Origin of the sequence: Enterobacter sp. SA187 (assembly GCF_001888805.2) — a bacterium.
Taxonomy (GTDB): domain Bacteria; phylum Pseudomonadota; class Gammaproteobacteria; order Enterobacterales; family Enterobacteriaceae; genus Enterobacter_D.
This window is the reverse complement of record NZ_CP019113.1, coordinates 1,885,468-1,903,658: the sequence shown is the minus strand read 5'-3', so window position 1 is coordinate 1,903,658 and position 18,191 is coordinate 1,885,468. Positions and strand designations below refer to the sequence as shown.

Genomic DNA, 18,191 nt, shown 5'->3' with positions numbered 1-18,191 from the left:
TTTTATTCATAAGTGAAGAATTAACTCCATTTTATTTAAAAAACTGGAGTTAAAAATTCATTGCGTGATCGCCTTCATGCTTTTCTTCCGCGCCCTTTTCCATAATGCCGCCGCCGCACTTGTGGAGCCAAACACTCAGGAGGAAAAATGATAAAGGGATTTAACGCCAGCGCGGCACTCGACAGGCTGGCTTACTGGGCAGGCAGAATGGCGGCGCAGCGCCATCTCACGGCGATCAGGGAAGGATTTATTTTTCTGATGCCGCTGATCATAGCCGCCTCGTTTTTTGTACTCATCAATAATGTGGTACTGAATGAAAAAGCCGGGCTGATGGGACTGCTCGGTATAAAAGCCGACTGGCTTGTTCCCGCCAGAGAAATTGGTATACGCATTTACAATGGCACGCTCAATATTCTGACGCTACTCGCAACAGCGATGATAGCGTGGCGCATGGCGCTCGCGCGTGAACAGGCGGGAGCTATTCATGCGGTCTTCGCGCTGGCCTGTCTGGTGATCTTTTTCCCCCTTGAGCAGACGTTGCAGATGGCGGATCAAATCGTTCGGGTTCCCGGCCTTATCGCCGCCAGCGAAACCGCCGCCAGCGGCCTGTTTGTCGGCATTATCATCGCCCTGATAAGCAGCGAACTGTTGACGCTGGCGCAGCGCAGTCGCTATCTGGCGATCCGCATGCCTGACAGCGTTCCACCCGCTGTAGCCAGCTCTTTTAACGTTATTCTTCCCATGTTGTTGCTGCTCACCCTGTTTGGCCTGCTGGCAGTGTTAATTGAAGTATGTTTCGGCACTAACCTGCACCATCTGGTGAACGAGGTTGTGCAGGCGCCGCTGCAAAACGCATTACAAAGTCTGCATGGCGTGCTCGGCCTGCTGTTCAGCATGAATATGCTGTGGTTTTTCGGCATCCATGGCGTATCGATCATGATGCCGATCACCGAGCCAACGCTGCTGGTGGCGATCCAGGAAAACGCCGCCGCGCTTCAGCAGGGCGCTGTTCCGCCACACATTGTCACCAAACCTTTTATTGACGCTTTCGGATATATGGGCGGCGGCGGGCAGACCATCGGATTGGTTATCGCCATGCTCATCGCCTCGCGCCGGGAAGATCACCGGACCATCACCCGGCTTTCCGGCGTGCCGTCGTTGTTCAACATCAATGAGCCGATGATTTTTGGCATCCCGCTTATCTTTAATCCGCTGCTGCTGGTGCCCTTTATTCTGACGCCGCTCCTGAGCGTCGGCATCGCCTGGTTCGCCACCGCGCTTGAGCTGATCGATAAAACCACCGTGCTGATCCCCTGGACCACGCCGCCAGTGCTCTCCGCATTTCTCGCCACGGGCGGGGACTGGCGCGCCGCGCTGCTGGCCCTGCTGTTGCTGATACTTTCGGTGTTGATCTATCTGCCTTTCGTGCTGGCGCTGAATCGCCAGAAACAAGCGGAACAAGGAGCATAACGGATGAAAATTGTCTGTCTGCCGCTGGATGCCCGCCCCTATAACTACGATTTTCTACAGTCGCTGGCGGCGATGGATAGCCAGCTGACGCTAGTGATGCCGCCGCGTGATTTGCTCGGTTTCCGCAAAACACCCGCCCACTTTGCCGCGCTCACCGCGTTTATCGAGGCGCATATGGCTGGTGCCGATGCGCTGATCCTGTCGCTGGATATGCTGATTTACGGCGGCCTGCTGCCTGCGCGTACGCATCATTTAACGCCAGAGGCGCTGCACGCGCGCCTTGACTGGCTGCGTCAGCTCCATCAGCGTTATCCGGCAGTAGAAATCTCCGCCTCCTCGCTGATCCTGCGTACCCCCGCCTATGATTCCGCCGAAGAAGAGCCGGATTATTATGCGCACTGTGGCCGGGCCATCTGGCAGTACGGCATTTACCGCGACCGCGACGCACAGGGTCTGCTGACGGCGGAAGAACAGCTGGAGTATCAGCGTCTGGCGGCAGAGCTGGACAGCGCAGCAAGAACGGATTTCGAACAGCGTCGGCAGCACAATATCGCCGTCACGCAGGCCGCGTTGGAGCTGGTTACTGATGGTGTGCTGGCGTGTCTGCTGATCCCACAGGATGACGCCTCGCCCTTTGGCTATACCGCCATGGATCAGCGCCAGCTTTACCGGGCTATCGCCGCGAATCGCCTGCAGGATCGCGTCTGGCTGCACCCCGGCACCGACGAATCAGGTTGTACCTTACTGACCCGGGCCTGGCTTACACGGCAACCAACGCGGCTGAAATTTGCGGTCTGCTGGTCGAATCAGGCTTTTCGGCAATTTGTGCCTGAGTATGAAGATCGACCTTTTGAAGAGAGCCTGCTCTCCCACAGCCGCGCCTGCGGTATTGCCCTTTGTGATGATCCGGCAAATGCGGACGCGCTGCTGGGCATCAACGGCTGCGGCGGGGTGATGCAGGAGGGCTGGATGCAGCAGAACAATAAAGCGCTCTCTTATTACCGTAACCGCAGCCTTACCGCCTTTTGCGACACGCTGGCTTCATGGATTGGTGGCAAACCGGTCGGCATTGCCGATGTCGCTTTCAGCAACGGCGGCGAGCGGGAGTTAATTGAAATGCTGGATCACCATCGCCTGCTGGATCGCCTCAGCGCCTATGCAGGCTGGAACACTGCCTGTAATACGCTGGGCACCGTACTGGCCGCCCTCGCCTTCGCCTGTCGCGGCGACCGCCCGCAGCAGGCACGCAATTTTATGCTGGAACGTCTGGTGTCGGACTGGGCTTATCAGAGCGAAGTGCGATTTGCGGTACAGGAAACCGTGCTGCCTGCGCTGGGCGCCAGCTATGCGCAGTTCGGCAAACACGAAGCGGCTATTCTGGCGACTATTGCCACGCGCGTTAAACAATGCTGGCAGCAGACGCTGCACAACAGTTTTTCTGGCCAGCAGCTCGTCATCGACGAGGTTCGCGCGCCCTTCAAACGGATGAGCGGCCTGGCTTTTACCGTCTCTTTAAAACCCCCATCATCGCCCAGCCGTGATTAAAGGATGTTTATGTCGATCAGTGCGTTAATTAAAATGCATCACAACCAACTCACCCGCACCGAGCAGCGGCTGGCGGATTATATTCTGGCCCATCAGCAGCAGGTGATCATGCGCAATATCGCGAGCCTTGCCAGCGCAACGCAGCTGGGCGAAGCGACGATCGTGCGCTTTTGCCGCAAGATTGGCCTGGCAGGTTTTGCGGCGCTGAAAAGAGAACTGACCGCAGAACAGCTCCAGTCGCTACAACCGCTGCCTCAAAGCGACAGTCCCGCCGAACAGCCCTCATTACTGGACGTGGCGCGTCGGCTGCATCAGCTTAATCAGGCATCGCTGGACGAAACCCTGGCGCTGCAAAGCAACGCTACCCTGGAGCAGGCGGCGACTTTGCTGCTCGGTGCCAGCCAGATCAATGTGTACGGTATCGGCATGTCGGGCATCAGCGCGCTGGAGGCAAAGTATCGCTTTATGCGCATCGGCATGCGAATTGACGCGCATACGGATAACCATACGATGCTGCTGAATTCTGCGCTGGTGGGCAAGCAGGATCTGGTAATAGGCATCAGCCATACCGGAGAAACGCGCGATCTGGTCGATGCTTTTCAGAACGCAAAGCAGAATGGCGCTAGCACGCTGGCAATCACCCGCTATTTGCATTCACCTTTAACGTCCTTTGCTGATGTCACGTTATTAACTGGAGGGTCGCAGAATCGCTATGAAAGCGATGCGTCTATGATCAAAGCATCGCAAACCTGGCTTATTGATTTGCTGTTTAATATGGCGATCTTTATTAATCAGGGACGATCGATTGATAATTTACTGGAAGTGATGAAGCGGATAGAAAAAAACGGGCCGCCTGAGCGACCCGTTTCTTAACAACAACGATTACAGCAGTGCTTTTGCCTGGCTTACCACATTGTCGACCGTGAAGCCGAACTCTTCAAACAGCTGCTCTGCCGGGGCAGATTCGCCGAAGGTGGTCATGCCGACGATAGCGCCGTTCAGGCCAACGTATTTGTACCAGTAGTCAGCGATACCCGCTTCCACCGCCACGCGCGCGGAGACGGCTTTCGGCAGTACGGATTCGCGGTAAGAGGCATCCTGTTTGTCGAACGCATCGGTAGACGGCATGGAGACCACGCGGGCTTTGATGCCTTCGGCAGTCAGTTTTTCCCATGCGCCTACAGCCAGCTCCACTTCGGAACCGGTGGCGATGAAGATCACCTGCGGCTGGCCGTCGCTGTCTTTCAGTACATAACCGCCACGGGCGATGTCTGCCAGCTGCTGCTCAGTACGATCCTGCTGCGCCAGATTCTGACGGGAGAGGATCAGCGCGGTCGGGCCGTCGTGACGCTCTACACCGTATTTCCAGGCTACCGCGGATTCAACCTGATCGCACGGACGCCAGGTGCTCATGTTCGGGGTGACGCGCAGGGAAGCGATCTGCTCAACCGGCTGGTGCGTCGGGCCGTCTTCGCCCAGACCGATGGAGTCGTGGGTGTAAACCATCACCTGACGCTGTTTCATCAGCGCTGCCATACGCACCGCGTTACGGGCGTATTCCACAAACATCAGGAAGGTGGAGGTGTACGGCACGAAACCGCCGTGCAGGGCGATACCGTTGGCAATGGCGGTCATACCGAATTCGCGCACGCCGTAATGGATGTAGTTACCTGCGGCGTCTTCGTTAATCGCTTTCGAGCCGGACCAGATGGTCAGGTTGCTTGGCGCAAGGTCAGCAGAACCGCCAAGGAATTCCGGCAGCCACGGGCCGAAGGCTTCAATCGCATTCTGGGACGCTTTACGGCTGGCGATTTTCGCCGGGTTTGCCTGCAGTTTGGCAATGAATTCATTCGCTTTCGCGGCGAAATCTTCCGGCATTTCACCTTTCATACGGCGGGTGAATTCTGCCGCTTCCTGCGGGAAAGCTTTCGCGTAGGCAGCAAACTTCTCGTTCCAGGCGTTTTCTTTCGCCGCGCCCATTTCTTTCGCGTCCCACTGCGCATAGATGTCAGACGGGATTTCAAAAGCCGCGTGTTTCCAGCCCAGCTGTTCGCGGGTCAGTGCCACTTCAGCATCGCCCAGCGGCGCGCCGTGGGAGTCGTGAGTACCGGCTTTGTTCGGGGAACCGAAACCGATGATGGTTTTGCACATCAGCAGGGATGGTTTGTCGGTTACGGATTTAGCTTCTTCGATGGCGCGTTTGATCGCGTCAGCATCGTGACCGTCCACACCACGCACCACGTGCCAGCCGTAGGCTTCAAAACGTGCTGCGGTGTCGTCGGTGAACCAGCCTTCTACGTGGCCGTCGATAGAGATGCCGTTGTCATCATAGAACGCCACCAGCTTGCCGAGGCCGAGGGTACCGGCAAGGGAGCACACTTCGTGGGAGATGCCTTCCATCATGCAGCCGTCGCCCATGAAGGCGTAGGTGTAGTGGTCGACGATGTCATGGCCCGGGCGGTTAAACTGCGCCGCGAGGGTTTTCTCAGCGATAGCCATACCTACTGCGTTAGCAATGCCCTGACCCAGCGGGCCGGTTGTGGTTTCCACACCGGCGGTGTAGCCCACTTCCGGGTGACCCGGGGTCTTGGAGTGCAGCTGACGGAAGTTTTTCAACTCTTCAATCGGCAGATCGTAGCCGGTGAGGTGCAGCAGGCTGTAAATCAGCATGGAGCCGTGGCCGTTGGACAGCACGAAGCGGTCGCGGTCAGCCCAGGACGGGTTCTGGGGATTATGGTTCAGGAAATCGCGCCACAGGACTTCGGCGATGTCTGCCATGCCCATGGGGGCGCCCGGGTGACCGGACTTGGCTTTCTGTACTGCGTCCATGCTCAGCGCACGAATAGCGTTGGCAAGCTCTTTACGTGAGGACATTTTGACTCCAGATCGGACTGTTAAAGGCCATGCCCTGGCGACTTGACTACAGCGCGGAATGGGCTACGCCGGAAAAAAGTGACAACAATGTAACCCAAGCGGCAACTCATGTACATGGAGCATCCTTTTGCCGCTTCAGAAATCTCTGGATCATGCTCGCAAGTTGCGCAAACGCTCGCCGCCATCCCGTTCTATTCTTTATACTCAGCGCACCAGCCCGCTTCGTTCAGGCGCGGCGACTAACAAAATATGCATTAATTATTGCGGAAGATAAGACATGAAGATTCGCACAGCATTGCTTGCTCTGGGTGTGGCAACGGCGTTGACCGGCTGCCAGAACATGGATTCTAACGGCCTGATGAGCTCCGGCGCGGAAGCGTTCCAGGCCTACTCATTAAGCGATCAGCAGGTAATTGCGTTAAGCGATGAAGCCTGTAAAGAGATGGACAGCAAAGCGACGATCTCCCCGGCCAGCAGCGCTTACAGCCAGCGTCTGGCGAAAATCGCCAACGCGCTGGGCGACAACATCAACGGCCAGGCCGTGAACTACAAGGTCTATGAGACGAAAGATGTGAACGCCTTTGCGATGGCGAACGGCTGCATCCGCGTATACAGCGGCCTGATGGATATGATGAACGACAACGAAGTGGAAGCGGTGATCGGCCATGAAATGGGTCACGTGGCGCTTGGTCATGTGAAGCGCGGCATGCAGGTGGCGCTGGGTACCAACGCGGTGCGCGTGGCGGCGGCGTCTGCCGGTGGCGTAGTGGGTAGTCTGTCGCAGTCGCAGCTTGGCGATCTGGGTGAAAAACTGGTCAATTCCCAGTTCTCGCAACGCCAGGAATCCGAAGCGGATGACTACTCTTACGATCTGTTGCGCAAACGCGGCATCAGCCCGGCCGGTCTGGCAACCAGCTTTGAGAAGCTCTCTAAACTGGAAGCAGGCCGTCAAAGTTCAATGTTTGACGACCATCCGGCGTCCGAAGCGCGTGCGCAGCATATTCGTGATCGCATGGCGGCAGACGGCATCAAATAAATCTGTTCGGGCGTAATTGGCGAAGCCAGTCTGGGTCAGGCCAGCGCGCAGCCACCGGAGCGTACACCTGGTACGTGAGGATGGCGAGCACTGCCCTGGCCCATAATGGCGAGTAAAATAGCCCGATTACTCGCCTTTCTTGGCGGCCTGGATATACAGCATTTCCAGTGCCAGCGTCGCGGCGGCCAGCGCCGTGATCTCAGACTGATCGTAAGCCGGTGCTACTTCCACCACGTCCATACCCACGATATTCAGATCTTTCAGGCCGCGCACCAGTTTAATGGCGCGATCGGAGGTCAGCCCGCCAATGACCGGCGTGCCGGTGCCCGGTGCGAACGCCGGATCCAGACAGTCGATATCAAAGCTCAGATAAACCGGCATGTCGCCCACAATCTGTTTCACCTGGGCGAGAATGTCGTCCACGCTGCGATCGTTCACCTGGCAGGCATCCAGCACGGTAAAGCCGTTGTCTTTGTCGAACTCGGTACGGATACCGATCTGCACGGAGTGGTGCGGATCGATCAGGCCTTCTTTCGGCGCGGTGTAGAACATGGTGCCGTGGTCGAACTCGCAACCGTTCGCGTAGGTGTCGGTGTGGGCATCGAAATGCACCAGCGCCATTTTGCCGAAGTGTTTCGCATGGGCGCGCAGCAGCGGCAGCGTGACGAAGTGGTCGCCGCCGAAGGAGAGCATACGCTTACCGGCCGCCAGCAGTTTTTCCGCATGGGCCTGTAATTTTTCGCTCATTTCGCGCGCATCGCCGAAGGCATACACCAGATCGCCGCAGTCGACGACATTCAGGCGCTCGCGCATGTCGAAGTTCCACGGGAAACGGTTGTGTTCCCAGGCGAGGTTGGTGGACACCTGACGGATTGCGCCCGGCCCATGACGGCTACCGGCACGGCCGGAGGTCGCCATATCAAAAGGTACACCGGTGATCACCCAGTCAGCATCACTGTCATACGGCTGGAAATTCATCGGAAGGCGTAAAAAACCAAAGGCGTTAGATACCAGAGAGTTATCGTACTGATGACCTAAGGTGCTCATGTCTGTGACCTCTTTCGTAAAGTCGATATAAAAAAAATCCCCTCCGCGTCGTTAAACCCGACGAGAAAGGGATTAGGGGCGAAGCGGGAGTCGATTACTCGTCTTCCAGGTAGGTATACCCGTACAGTCCGGCTTCAAATTCTTCGAGGAACTGCTGTTGCAGATCCGTATCCAGATCGGTTTGTTTCACCTGATCGCGGAAATGCGTTAACAGCGTTTTCGGATCCAGCTGCACATATTCCAGCATATCGGCCACGGTATCGCCTTCGTCAGACAGCTCGACTTCCACGCTGCCATCCGGGAAGACAAACACGTCCACCGCTTCGGTGTCACCGAACAGGTTATGCATGTTGCCGAGAATTTCCTGATACGCGCCCACCATAAAGAAGCCCAGCGGCGGCGGGTTTTCCGGATCGTACTGCGGCATCGGCATGGTGGTGGCAATACCGTCGCCATCCACATAGTGATCGATAGCGCCATCCGAGTCACAGGTAATATCCAGCAGCACCGCGCGACGTTCCGGCACCTGGTTCAGCCCTTCCAGCGGCATCACCGGGAACAGCTGATCGATACCCCAGGCATCCGGCATCGACTGGAACAGCGAGAAGTTGACGTAAATTTTATCCGCCATACGTTCCTGCAGCTCATCGATAATCGGGCGATGGGCGCGATTGCTCGGATCCAGCTGCTTCTGCACTTCGTGGCACATGCTCAGGTAGAGCTGTTCCGCCCAGGCGCGATCCTGCAGGGAGTAAGCGCCGGAGGAGTAGCCGACGTGAATGTCGTGCAGATCCATTTGGCTGTCGTGCAGCCATTCGCGCAGGGAGCGACGGGTACCCGGCTGGTGCATTTCGCCCCAGGTTTCCCACATACTTTGCAGCGCGCGCGGTGCGTCTTCGGACGGCGCGGTCGGCTCGGTGTATTCGTTACGCTCCACGCCGATGATGTTGGACACCAGCACGGTATGGTGCGCGGTCACGGCGCGGCCAGACTCGGTGATCACCGTCGGATGCGGCAGGCCGTGCTCTTCGCAGGCATCGCCAATCGCCCAGATAATGTTGTTGGCGTATTCGTTCAGGCCGTAGTTAACGGAGCAGTCGGACTGCGAGCGCGTGCCTTCATAGTCCACGCCCAGGCCGCCGCCCACGTCGAAGCACTGGATGTTCACGCCCAGCTTATGCAGCTCAACGTAGAAACGGGCGGATTCACGCACGCCGTTGGCGATATCGCGAATATTCGCCATCTGCGAGCCGAGGTGGAAGTGCAGCAGCTGGATGCTGTCCAGACGACCGCGTTCACGCAGAATTTCCACCAGTTGCAGCACCTGGGTGGCAGCCAGGCCGAATTTGGATTTTTCACCGCCGGAGGACTGCCATTTACCGGAGCCCTGCGACGCCAGACGCGCACGCACGCCAAGGCGCGGGATGACGTTCAGACGTTCGGCTTCGTCCAGCACGATGGCGATCTCGGACATCTTCTCGATCACCAGATAGACCTTGTGGCCCATCTTTTCGCCGATCAGCGCCAGGCGGATGTATTCACGGTCTTTATAACCGTTACAGACGATCACGCTGCGGGTCATGCCGGCATGGGCCAGCACCGCCATCAGTTCCGCTTTGGAACCGGCTTCCAGACCCAGGGGTTCACCGGAGTGGATCAGGGACTCAATAACGCGACGATGCTGGTTCACCTTAATCGGGTAGACCAGGAAGTAGTCGCCATTGTAGCCATAGGATTCGCGCGCACGTTTAAAGGCGGCGTTGATTGAACGCAGACGGTGCTGCAGGATCTGCGGGAAGCAGAACAGTGCAGGCAGACGCTGCCCCTGCGCTTCACGCGCTTTTACCAGTTCAGCAAGATCAACGCGCGCTTGCGGTACGTCAGGATCCGGGCAAACGCTGATATGCCCCAGTTCGTTGACGTCGTAATAGTTATTGCCCCACCAGGCAATATTATAGGTGCGCAGCATTTTGCTGGCTTCCTGGGAGCTCATGGCTACCTCCTGCATGGAACGTAGTACACCCTGTTCGCCTGCTGACGAAGGGGATGGCGAAGACATGTCGTCAGACATAGCGAACCTCAAACATAGTTGAAAGTGTATACCCTGTGAAATTCGGCTTACCGCAAGTCGGAATTACCCTTGCCGCACGAAAGACCGTGGATATAAAACAGTTGACTACTATCGCAGCGTAACACAGCGATAACAACCCATAAACAGGCGGAGTGGCCAGCAGACTATGCTGGTACGCCGACTGCGCGACCGGTTTCTTGTTCATATCATTTTAAAACACGTATCCGAACCAGATTATGACGGTTCAGCGAAACCACGAGAAAACCCCTGATCAACAGGAGCGCCCTTGTTCAGGTATTACAGGGCCTTACCGGCTCTGGAGTCCTGAGAAGCGCCGAGATGGGTTAAACATCGGCAGGATTGCAATGAAGATATGCAGGTAGCGGGAGTAAGATGCCCGGCCGGACGGCATGGCAGATCTAGCGGTAAACAACGGTTCATTATCTGGTATCACCTCCACGCCAACCGGGGTCTGGTCAGCGATAAGCCCAAGCGAATTTAACTGCTCAACCCGGCTGGAAGTGGCGACACGAAACGTTGTCGTGCGCTTTTTTATACCCTGGCGCAAAGCGCCGCAAGGGATAAGCCGCGTGCGGCGTTTTATACCGTCAAAGGGGGCAAAAAGCAAAATAAAAAAGCAGGCTTTGCAGGCATATAAGTAAAATTCGCCGTTGGGCTGTTATGAAGAATGCGACGAATCTCAAAAAAGGCTGGAAATGGGCTCAAGAATTGACCTAAAATAGCCGTCCAGATGTTAATCCATCTATACAGATTAACACTTAGACTTCCTGTGTCATTAACCTGCATGCCGCATCGACGGCCCCGGCACAGAGTTTGAGCTTATACCATTACCCCAGGGTGACTTAGAACATGGCAAAACACCTTTTTACATCAGAGTCTGTCTCAGAAGGACATCCTGATAAAATCGCTGACCAGATTTCCGATGCCGTACTGGACGCGATCCTCGAACAGGATCCAAAAGCGCGCGTCGCCTGCGAAACTTATGTGAAAACCGGGATGGTTCTGGTGGGTGGCGAAATCACCACCAGCGCATGGGTCGACATCGAAGAAATCACCCGTAAAACCGTGCGTGACATCGGTTATGTCCATTCTGACATGGGCTTTGACGCCAATTCCTGCGCCGTACTGAGCGCGATTGGTAAACAGTCTCCGGACATCAACCAGGGCGTTGACCGTGCCGATCCGCTGGAACAGGGCGCGGGCGACCAGGGCCTGATGTTTGGTTACGCGACCAACGAAACCGACGTGCTGATGCCAGCGCCAATCACCTACGCTCACCGTCTGGTGCAGCGTCAGGCAGAAGTGCGTAAAAACGGCACCCTGCCATGGCTGCGTCCGGATGCGAAAAGCCAGGTGACCTTCCAGTATGACAACGGCAAAATTGTCGGTATCGATGCCGTGGTACTTTCCACGCAGCATGCTGAAGATATCGATCAGAAAGCCCTGCAGGAAGGCGTGATGGAAGAGATCATCAAGCCGGTTCTGCCGCAGGAGTGGCTGAACGAATCCACTAAATTCTTCATCAACCCGACCGGCCGTTTTGTTATCGGCGGCCCGATGGGCGACTGCGGCCTGACCGGTCGTAAGATCATCGTTGATACTTACGGCGGCATGGCGCGTCACGGCGGCGGCGCTTTCTCCGGTAAAGATCCATCGAAAGTGGACCGCTCTGCGGCCTACGCGGCGCGTTACGTTGCGAAAAACATCGTGGCGGCGGGTCTGGCGGATCGCTGTGAAATCCAGGTCTCCTACGCGATTGGCGTGGCTGAACCGACTTCCATCATGGTGGAAACCTTCGGCACCGAGAAAATCGCTACCGAACAGCTGACCCTGCTGGTGCGCGAGTTCTTCGACCTGCGTCCGTACGGCCTGATCCAGATGCTGGATCTGCTGCACCCGATCTACAAAGAAACCGCGGCATACGGTCACTTTGGTCGCGAACATTTCCCGTGGGAAAAAACCGACAAAGCTGCCGTGCTGCGTGACGCTGCCGGCCTGAAATAATCTGCTGACAGTCGCGTAATAAAGGCCAGCCCTGTGCTGGCCTTTTGCTTTTTTACGCTTTTTCCTGGCCCATCCGCCTGCCGAGCGGTCTATACTTTATGTGCCCCAGTTCGTCTTTTTCTGAAAGCGATTACATCACCGTTGACCTGCCATCCCCTGCCCTGTTGCGTTTTTTCAGCCATTTTTAACCTCCTGTTACATCATGCTTCGGTTTAATCTGAATGTACTTTCACATGGGATTTGCAAAACTATAATAATCTATTGATAAATTTAATTAATTTAACAATTAGTCTTGCAGGCGGGGTGTAACCGATTACACTAGCGTGATTTACATCACACAAAACAATAGCTTGCTCACCTAACCTTTACGTCGATAAATGTGTGACTTAACCGGAGGCGATATGCCTGATAATAAAAAAAAGGGGCGTTCTAACAAGGCAATGACGTTTTTTGTCTGTTTCCTCGCCGCACTGGCCGGACTGCTGTTTGGCCTTGATATTGGTGTGATCGCAGGGGCCCTGCCCTTCATTACCGATGAGTTTAAAATTAGCCCGCACACGCAGGAATGGGTGGTGAGTTCCATGATGTTCGGTGCCGCCGTGGGCGCTGTGGGTAGCGGCTGGCTGTCTTTCCGTCTCGGGCGTAAAAAGAGCCTGATGATCGGTGCGGTGCTGTTTGTGATCGGTTCGCTGTTCTCAGCCGCCGCGCCAAACGTCGAAGTACTGATCCTCTCGCGCGTGCTGCTCGGCCTTGCGGTCGGCGTGGCCTCTTATACCGCTCCGCTGTACCTGTCTGAAATCGCACCAGAAAAAATTCGCGGCAGCATGATCTCAATGTACCAGTTGATGATCACTATCGGTATTCTCGGCGCTTATCTGTCTGACACTGCATTCAGCTACAGCGGCGCATGGCGCTGGATGCTGGGCGTGATCATCATACCGGCCGTGCTGCTGCTGATTGGCGTGTTCTTCCTGCCGGACAGCCCGCGCTGGTATGCCGCGAAACGCCGCTTCCATGATGCCGAACGCGTGCTGCTGCGTCTGCGCGATACCAGCGCCGAAGCGAAAAACGAACTGGATGAGATCCGTGAAAGCCTGCAGGTTAAGCAGAGCGGCTGGGCGCTGTTTAAAGAGAACAGCAACTTCCGCCGCGCCGTGTTCCTCGGCATTCTGTTACAGGTGATGCAACAGTTCACCGGTATGAACGTAATCATGTATTACGCGCCGAAAATCTTTGAACTGGCGGGTTATTCCAATACCACCGAGCAGATGTGGGGCACCGTTATTGTGGGTGTGACCAACGTGCTGGCGACCTTTATCGCCATCGGTCTGGTGGATCGCTGGGGCCGTAAACCGACGCTGACGCTGGGCTTCCTGGTGATGGCGGTCGGCATGGGCGTACTGGGTACCATGATGCATGTGGGTATTGATACCCCGACCGAACAGTATGTGGCTGTCGGTATGCTGCTGATGTTCATTGTTGGTTTTGCGATGAGTGCCGGCCCGCTGATCTGGGTACTGTGTTCTGAGATCCAGCCGCTGAAAGGCCGCGATTTCGGTATCACCTGCTCTACCGCCACCAACTGGATCGCCAACATGATCGTCGGTGCGACCTTCCTGACCATGCTCAACACGCTGGGCAACGCCAACACCTTCTGGGTATACGCGGGCCTGAACCTGTTCTTCATCGTGCTGACCCTCTGGCTGGTGCCGGAAACCAAGCATGTGTCGCTGGAGCATATCGAGCGCAACCTGATGAAGGGCCGCAAACTCCGCGAGATTGGCTCTCACGACTGATTGTTCGCCTCAGGGCGTTGCCACCCGGCAACGCCCTTCTTGCACTTCTTTTTTCACCGCACTATTCTCTGCCGTTATGAAAACCACCCGCCTTCCTATCGCCATTCAACAGGCCGTTATGCGCAGCCTGCGCGACAACCTCGCCCTCGCGAATCAGAAACTCAACCGCGCCTATCCGGAACCGGCGCTGGTGTATCAGCAGCGGGGAACTGCCGCCGGCACCGCCTGGCTGGAAAGCTATGAGATCCGCCTGAACGCGGTGCTGCTGATGGAAAATCAGCAGGCCTTTATCGACGAGGTGGTGCCCCATGAGCTGGCGCATCTGCTGGTGTGGAAGCACTTTGGCCGCGTGCCGCCGCACGGCAAAGAGTGGAAATGGATGATGGAAAGCGTGCTCGGCGTTCCGGCGCGCCGTACTCATCAGTTTGAACTGGCGTCCGTGCGCCGCAATACCTTCCCTTACCGCTGCCCCTGCCAGCAGCATCAGCTGACCGTGCGCCGCCACAACAAGATCCTGCGCGGCCAAGCCGTGTATCGCTGCGTGCACTGCGGCGAGCCGCTGGTGGCGGAGGCCTGATTTTCGGAACTTTTATGCTCTGACTGATTGCATCTGACAACCGCTTTCGCTAGGGTGCGGACACACTCAGATATGGAGCAGGCTATGTCCCGCAAACTTGCTTTCGCTGCCCTTTTACTGGCTGGCAGCCTTTCCTTTCCCGGTATTGCCGGGGGTATCAACAATTTCTCGCAGGCGAAAGCGGCCAGCGTCAAAGTGAACGCCGATGCGCCCGGCGATTTTTACTGCGGCTGCAAAATTACCTGGCAGGGTAAAAAAGGCGTCGTCGATCTGGCGTCCTGCGGCTATAAAGTGCGTAAAAACGAAAACCGCGCCAGCCGTATCGAATGGGAGCATGTGGTGCCCGCCTGGCAGTTCGGCCATCAGCGCCAGTGCTGGCAGGACGGCGGCCGCAAAAATTGCAGCAAAGATCCGGTCTATCGCCAGATGGAAAGCGATATGCATAACCTGCAACCTTCCGTAGGCGAAGTGAACGGCGATCGCGGCAACTTCATGTACAGCCAGTGGAACGGCGGCGAAGGCCAGTACGGTCAGTGCCCGATGAAAGTCGATTTCAAAGCGAAGCTGGCAGAGCCGCCTGCCCGTGCCAGAGGCGCTATCGCGCGTACGTATTTCTACATGCGTGACCAGTATCAGCTCTCTTTGTCCCGTCAGCAGACGCAGCTTTTCACCGCGTGGGATAAACTCTATCCGGTGGCCAGTTGGGAGTGTGAGCGCGACCGCCGTATCGCCGCCGTGCAGGGGCATCACAACCCTTACGTGCTGCGCGCTTGTCAGGCACAAAAGAGCTAACTTACACTGGCGCGTATTATTGAGCGATTAAACGGAAGTACTAGCATGCGTAAACCCCGCATTTATCACCCGGGATCTTTAACTGTCGGTCAGCAGGTGGCGCTGAACGATGACGCCGCCAACCATGTGGGGCGCGTACTGCGTATGACCGCTGGTCAGCAGGTTCAGTTGTTTGACGGCAGCAATCAGGTTTTTGACGCCGAAATCCTCCGTGCGGATAAAAAAAGCGTCGAGGTCAGCGTTCTGTCCGGGGAAACCGACGATCGTGAATCGCCGCTGCATATTCATCTGGGCCAGGTGATGTCCCGCGGCGAAAAAATGGAATTCACCATCCAGAAATCGATCGAACTGGGGGTAAGCCTCATTACGCCACTTTTTTCTGAGCGCTGCGGCGTTAAACTGGATGCTGAACGCCTGAACAAGAAGATCCAGCAGTGGCAGAAAATCGCCATCGCTGCCTGTGAACAGTGTGGTCGCAATGTGGTACCGGAAATCCGTCCGGCGATGGATCTGGAAGCCTGGTGCGCCGAGCCTGACGACGGCATTAAGCTGAATTTGCATCCGCGCGCCAGCGCCAGCATCAACACGCTGCCGTTGCCGGTGAGCCGTATTCGCCTGCTGATCGGCCCGGAAGGCGGTTTATCTGCCGATGAAATCGCCATGACCGCACGCTATCAGTTTACTGATATTCTGTTGGGACCACGTGTTTTGCGCACTGAAACGACCGCGCTCACCGCAATTACTGCACTGCAAGTACGCTTCGGCGATTTGGGGTAACGGAGAAAAAGAATGATTAAGCTCGGCATCGTGATGGATCCCATCGCAGACATTAACATCAAGAAAGATTCCAGCTTCGCTATGCTGCTGGAAGCGCAACGTCGCGGCTACGAGCTGCACTATATGGAAATGGCCGATCTTTACCTGACCAACGGTGAAGCCCGCGCCCGCACGCGTCTGCTCTCCGTCGAGCAAAACTACGATAAATGGTACGAATTCGGCAGCGAGCAGGATATTGACCTCGCCTCGCTTAACGTCGTGCTGATGCGTAAAGATCCGCCGTTTGATACCGAATTTATCTACGCCACTTATATCCTTGAGCGCGCCGAAGAAAAAGGCACGCTGATCGTCAACAAGCCGCAGAGCCTGCGCGACTGTAACGAGAAGCTGTTCACCGCCTGGTTTGCCGATCTGACCCCGGAAACCCTGGTCACCCGCAACAAGGCGCAGCTGAAAGCGTTCTGGGAAAAGCATCACGACATCATTTTAAAACCGCTGGATGGCATGGGCGGCACCTCGATTTTCCGCGTGAAAGAAGGCGATCCGAACCTGCCGGTGATCGCTGAAACCCTGACTGAGCTGGGCAGCCGCTACTGCATGGCGCAAAACTATCTGCCCGCCATCAAAGACGGCGACAAGCGCGTGCTGGTGGTGGATGGCGAACCTGTGCCTTACTGCCTGGCGCGTATTCCGCAGGGCGGCGAAACCCGTGGCAATCTGGCCGCCGGTGGCCGTGGCGAACCGCGTCCGCTCAGCGACAGCGACTGGGATATCGCCCGCCGCGTCGCCCCGACGCTGAAAGCCAAAGGGCTGATTTTTGTTGGTCTCGACATCATTGGTGACCGTCTGACCGAAATCAACGTCACCAGCCCGACCTGCATTCGTGAAATCGAAGCCGTCTTCCCGATCTCCATCACCGGGATGCTGATGGACGCCATCGAAAAGCGTCTTGGTCAGTAATCCGCTCTGACGATCCGGCGGGAGGGAACCCGCCAGTGTCTGACTAGTGACAGCACGCTGCTTTCCCCGCATACTGGACGCTTGCTGCTTTTTTGAACCGGAAACAGAACCTTGACAATGAATTTACAGCATCACTTTCTGATTGCCATGCCTGCTCTCCAGGATCCCATCTTCCGTCGTGCTGTTGTCTACATTTGCGAGTACAACGATGAAGGTGCAATGGGGATCATCATCAATAAGCCGCTGGAAAACCTCAAGGTTGAGGGTGTGCTTGAGAAACTTAAAATTCAGCCTGAGTCGCGCAACCCGGCGATCCGCCTGGATAAACCAGTATTCCTCGGCGGCCCGCTGGCGGAAGATCGCGGCTTTATTCTGCATACGCCGCCCGCCAAATTCGCCTCCAGCATCCGCATTTCCGATAACACGGTGATCACCACCTCCCGGGACGTGCTGGAAACCTTAGGCACCGATGACCAGCCGACGGACGTGCTGGTGGCGCTGGGCTACGCCTCCTGGGAGAAAGGCCAGCTGGAGCAGGAGATCCTCGACAACGCCTGGCTGACCGCCCCGGCCGATCAGAATATCCTCTTTAAAACGCCGATTGCCGACCGCTGGCGCGAGGCGGCAAAACTTATCGGCATTGATATTTCAACCATGCCTGGCGTGGCGGGGCATGCCTGATGAGCGGCACCTTACTGGCGTTTGATTTCGGTACCAAAAGCATCGGCGTGGCCATCGGCCAGCGTATCACCGGCACCGCCCGGCCACTGACTGCCATCAAAGCGCAGGACGGCACGCCGGACTGGAAGCTGATTGAAAAGCTGCTCAAAGAGTGGCAGCCGGATGCAGTGGTGGTGGGTCTGCCGTTAAATATGGACGGCACCGAACAGCCGCTGACCGCCCGCGCGCGCAATTTTGCCAATAAGATCCACGGCCGTTTCGGCGTGAAGATCCAGTTACACGATGAGCGTCTGAGTACCGTGGAAGCCCGTTCAGGGCTGTTTGAACACGGCGGCTTTCGCTCGCTCACCAAAGGCAACGTCGATTCTGCTTCGGCGGTGATCATCCTCGAAAGCTATTTCGAACAACATCTTTGATCCCCCCTTCCCCGTCACGCATGAGCGCTGTCGGGGACGATTCCCTCGATCGTCCTCACACTTTACGGCCCTGCTTTTTGCATTTTCGATAGTGTATCTATAAAAGAAACAGTGTAGCCCGATT

At 56.5% G+C, this 18,191-nt stretch carries 17 protein-coding genes; 12 read left to right on the top strand and 5 right to left on the bottom strand.

Features of this window, described 5'->3' with window-relative positions:
* Positions 1–147 precede the first annotated feature (147 nt).
* From BMF08_RS09085 to BMF08_RS09075, 3 genes are read left to right on the top strand one after another with little or no spacing between them, the layout of a single operon-like run.
* Complete coding sequence (locus tag BMF08_RS09085; RefSeq protein ID WP_072570556.1) at positions 148–1,470, top strand: PTS sugar transporter subunit IIC; 1,323 nt, start codon at positions 148–150, stop codon at positions 1,468–1,470.
* 3 nt (positions 1,471–1,473) lie between these two features.
* A complete protein-coding gene (locus BMF08_RS09080) occupies positions 1,474–3,015 on the top strand; it encodes a DUF4127 family protein (RefSeq protein ID WP_072570555.1) in 1,542 nt (513 codons plus the stop codon).
* A gap of 9 nt (positions 3,016–3,024) precedes the next feature.
* The gene (locus tag BMF08_RS09075) at positions 3,025–3,888 is read left to right on the top strand and encodes a MurR/RpiR family transcriptional regulator (RefSeq protein ID WP_158684883.1); all 864 of its coding nucleotides are present in this window, start codon (positions 3,025–3,027) and stop codon (positions 3,886–3,888) included.
* Between the two features lie 9 nt (positions 3,889–3,897).
* Here BMF08_RS09075 and tkt read toward each other — a convergent pair whose 3' ends face one another.
* Entirely contained in the window at positions 3,898–5,889 is a 1,992-nt protein-coding gene (tkt, locus tag BMF08_RS09070; protein ID WP_072570551.1) for a transketolase, read from the bottom strand.
* Between the two features lie 277 nt (positions 5,890–6,166).
* Here tkt and BMF08_RS09065 point away from each other — a divergent pair, with 277 nt between their 5' ends.
* Complete coding sequence (locus BMF08_RS09065) at positions 6,167–6,925, top strand: M48 family metallopeptidase (protein WP_072570549.1); 759 nt, start codon at positions 6,167–6,169, stop codon at positions 6,923–6,925.
* 126 nt (positions 6,926–7,051) lie between these two features.
* Here BMF08_RS09065 and speB read toward each other — a convergent pair whose 3' ends face one another.
* From speB to BMF08_RS21455, 4 genes are all read right to left on the bottom strand, one after another.
* Positions 7,052–7,972: an agmatinase gene (gene speB, locus BMF08_RS09060; protein ID WP_072570548.1), complete on the bottom strand. Its 921-nt coding sequence runs from the start codon at positions 7,970–7,972 to the stop codon at positions 7,052–7,054.
* Positions 7,973–8,066: 94 nt separating this feature from the next.
* The gene (gene speA, locus BMF08_RS09055; protein WP_072570546.1) at positions 8,067–10,043 is read right to left on the bottom strand and encodes a biosynthetic arginine decarboxylase; all 1,977 of its coding nucleotides are present in this window, start codon (positions 10,041–10,043) and stop codon (positions 8,067–8,069) included.
* Positions 10,036–10,248, bottom strand: a complete 213-nt coding sequence (yqgB, locus tag BMF08_RS21460) for an acid stress response protein YqgB (RefSeq protein WP_158684882.1) — start codon at positions 10,246–10,248, stop codon at positions 10,036–10,038. Before yqgB ends, speA begins: the two co-directional genes overlap by 8 nt.
* A gap of 92 nt (positions 10,249–10,340) precedes the next feature.
* The gene (locus tag BMF08_RS21455) at positions 10,341–10,484 is read right to left on the bottom strand and encodes a hypothetical protein (RefSeq protein WP_442778374.1); all 144 of its coding nucleotides are present in this window, start codon (positions 10,482–10,484) and stop codon (positions 10,341–10,343) included.
* Positions 10,485–10,913: 429 nt separating this feature from the next.
* On the opposite strand from BMF08_RS21455, the gene metK reads away from it, so the two are divergent.
* The 8 genes from metK (at position 10,914) to ruvX (ending at position 18,067) form a co-directional block, all read left to right on the top strand.
* Positions 10,914–12,068, top strand: a complete 1,155-nt coding sequence (gene metK, locus BMF08_RS09040) for a methionine adenosyltransferase (RefSeq protein ID WP_072570542.1) — start codon at positions 10,914–10,916, stop codon at positions 12,066–12,068.
* Positions 12,069–12,469: 401 nt separating this feature from the next.
* Positions 12,470–13,864 carry a sugar porter family MFS transporter gene (locus tag BMF08_RS09035; protein WP_072570541.1) on the top strand — a complete coding sequence of 465 codons (1,395 nt, stop codon included), beginning with the start codon at positions 12,470–12,472 and terminating at the stop codon, positions 13,862–13,864.
* 76 nt (positions 13,865–13,940) lie between these two features.
* Positions 13,941–14,441, top strand: a complete 501-nt coding sequence (locus BMF08_RS09030) for a SprT family zinc-dependent metalloprotease (RefSeq protein ID WP_072570539.1) — start codon at positions 13,941–13,943, stop codon at positions 14,439–14,441.
* Between the two features lie 84 nt (positions 14,442–14,525).
* Positions 14,526–15,233 (top strand): deoxyribonuclease I, encoded by a 708-nt coding sequence (gene endA / locus BMF08_RS09025; RefSeq protein ID WP_072570537.1) that lies wholly within the window; start codon positions 14,526–14,528, stop codon positions 15,231–15,233.
* A 45-nt stretch (positions 15,234–15,278) separates the two neighbouring features.
* Entirely contained in the window at positions 15,279–16,010 is a 732-nt protein-coding gene (rsmE, locus tag BMF08_RS09020) for a 16S rRNA (uracil(1498)-N(3))-methyltransferase (RefSeq protein WP_072570535.1), read from the top strand.
* Positions 16,011–16,022: 12 nt separating this feature from the next.
* The gene (gene gshB / locus BMF08_RS09015; RefSeq protein WP_072570533.1) at positions 16,023–16,970 is read left to right on the top strand and encodes a glutathione synthase; all 948 of its coding nucleotides are present in this window, start codon (positions 16,023–16,025) and stop codon (positions 16,968–16,970) included.
* 117 nt (positions 16,971–17,087) lie between these two features.
* Positions 17,088–17,651 (top strand): YqgE/AlgH family protein, encoded by a 564-nt coding sequence (locus BMF08_RS09010; RefSeq protein WP_072570532.1) that lies wholly within the window; start codon positions 17,088–17,090, stop codon positions 17,649–17,651.
* Entirely contained in the window at positions 17,651–18,067 is a 417-nt protein-coding gene (ruvX, locus tag BMF08_RS09005; protein ID WP_072570530.1) for a Holliday junction resolvase RuvX, read from the top strand. The genes BMF08_RS09010 and ruvX overlap by 1 nt, the downstream gene beginning before the upstream one ends.
* Positions 18,068–18,191 lie beyond the last annotated feature (124 nt).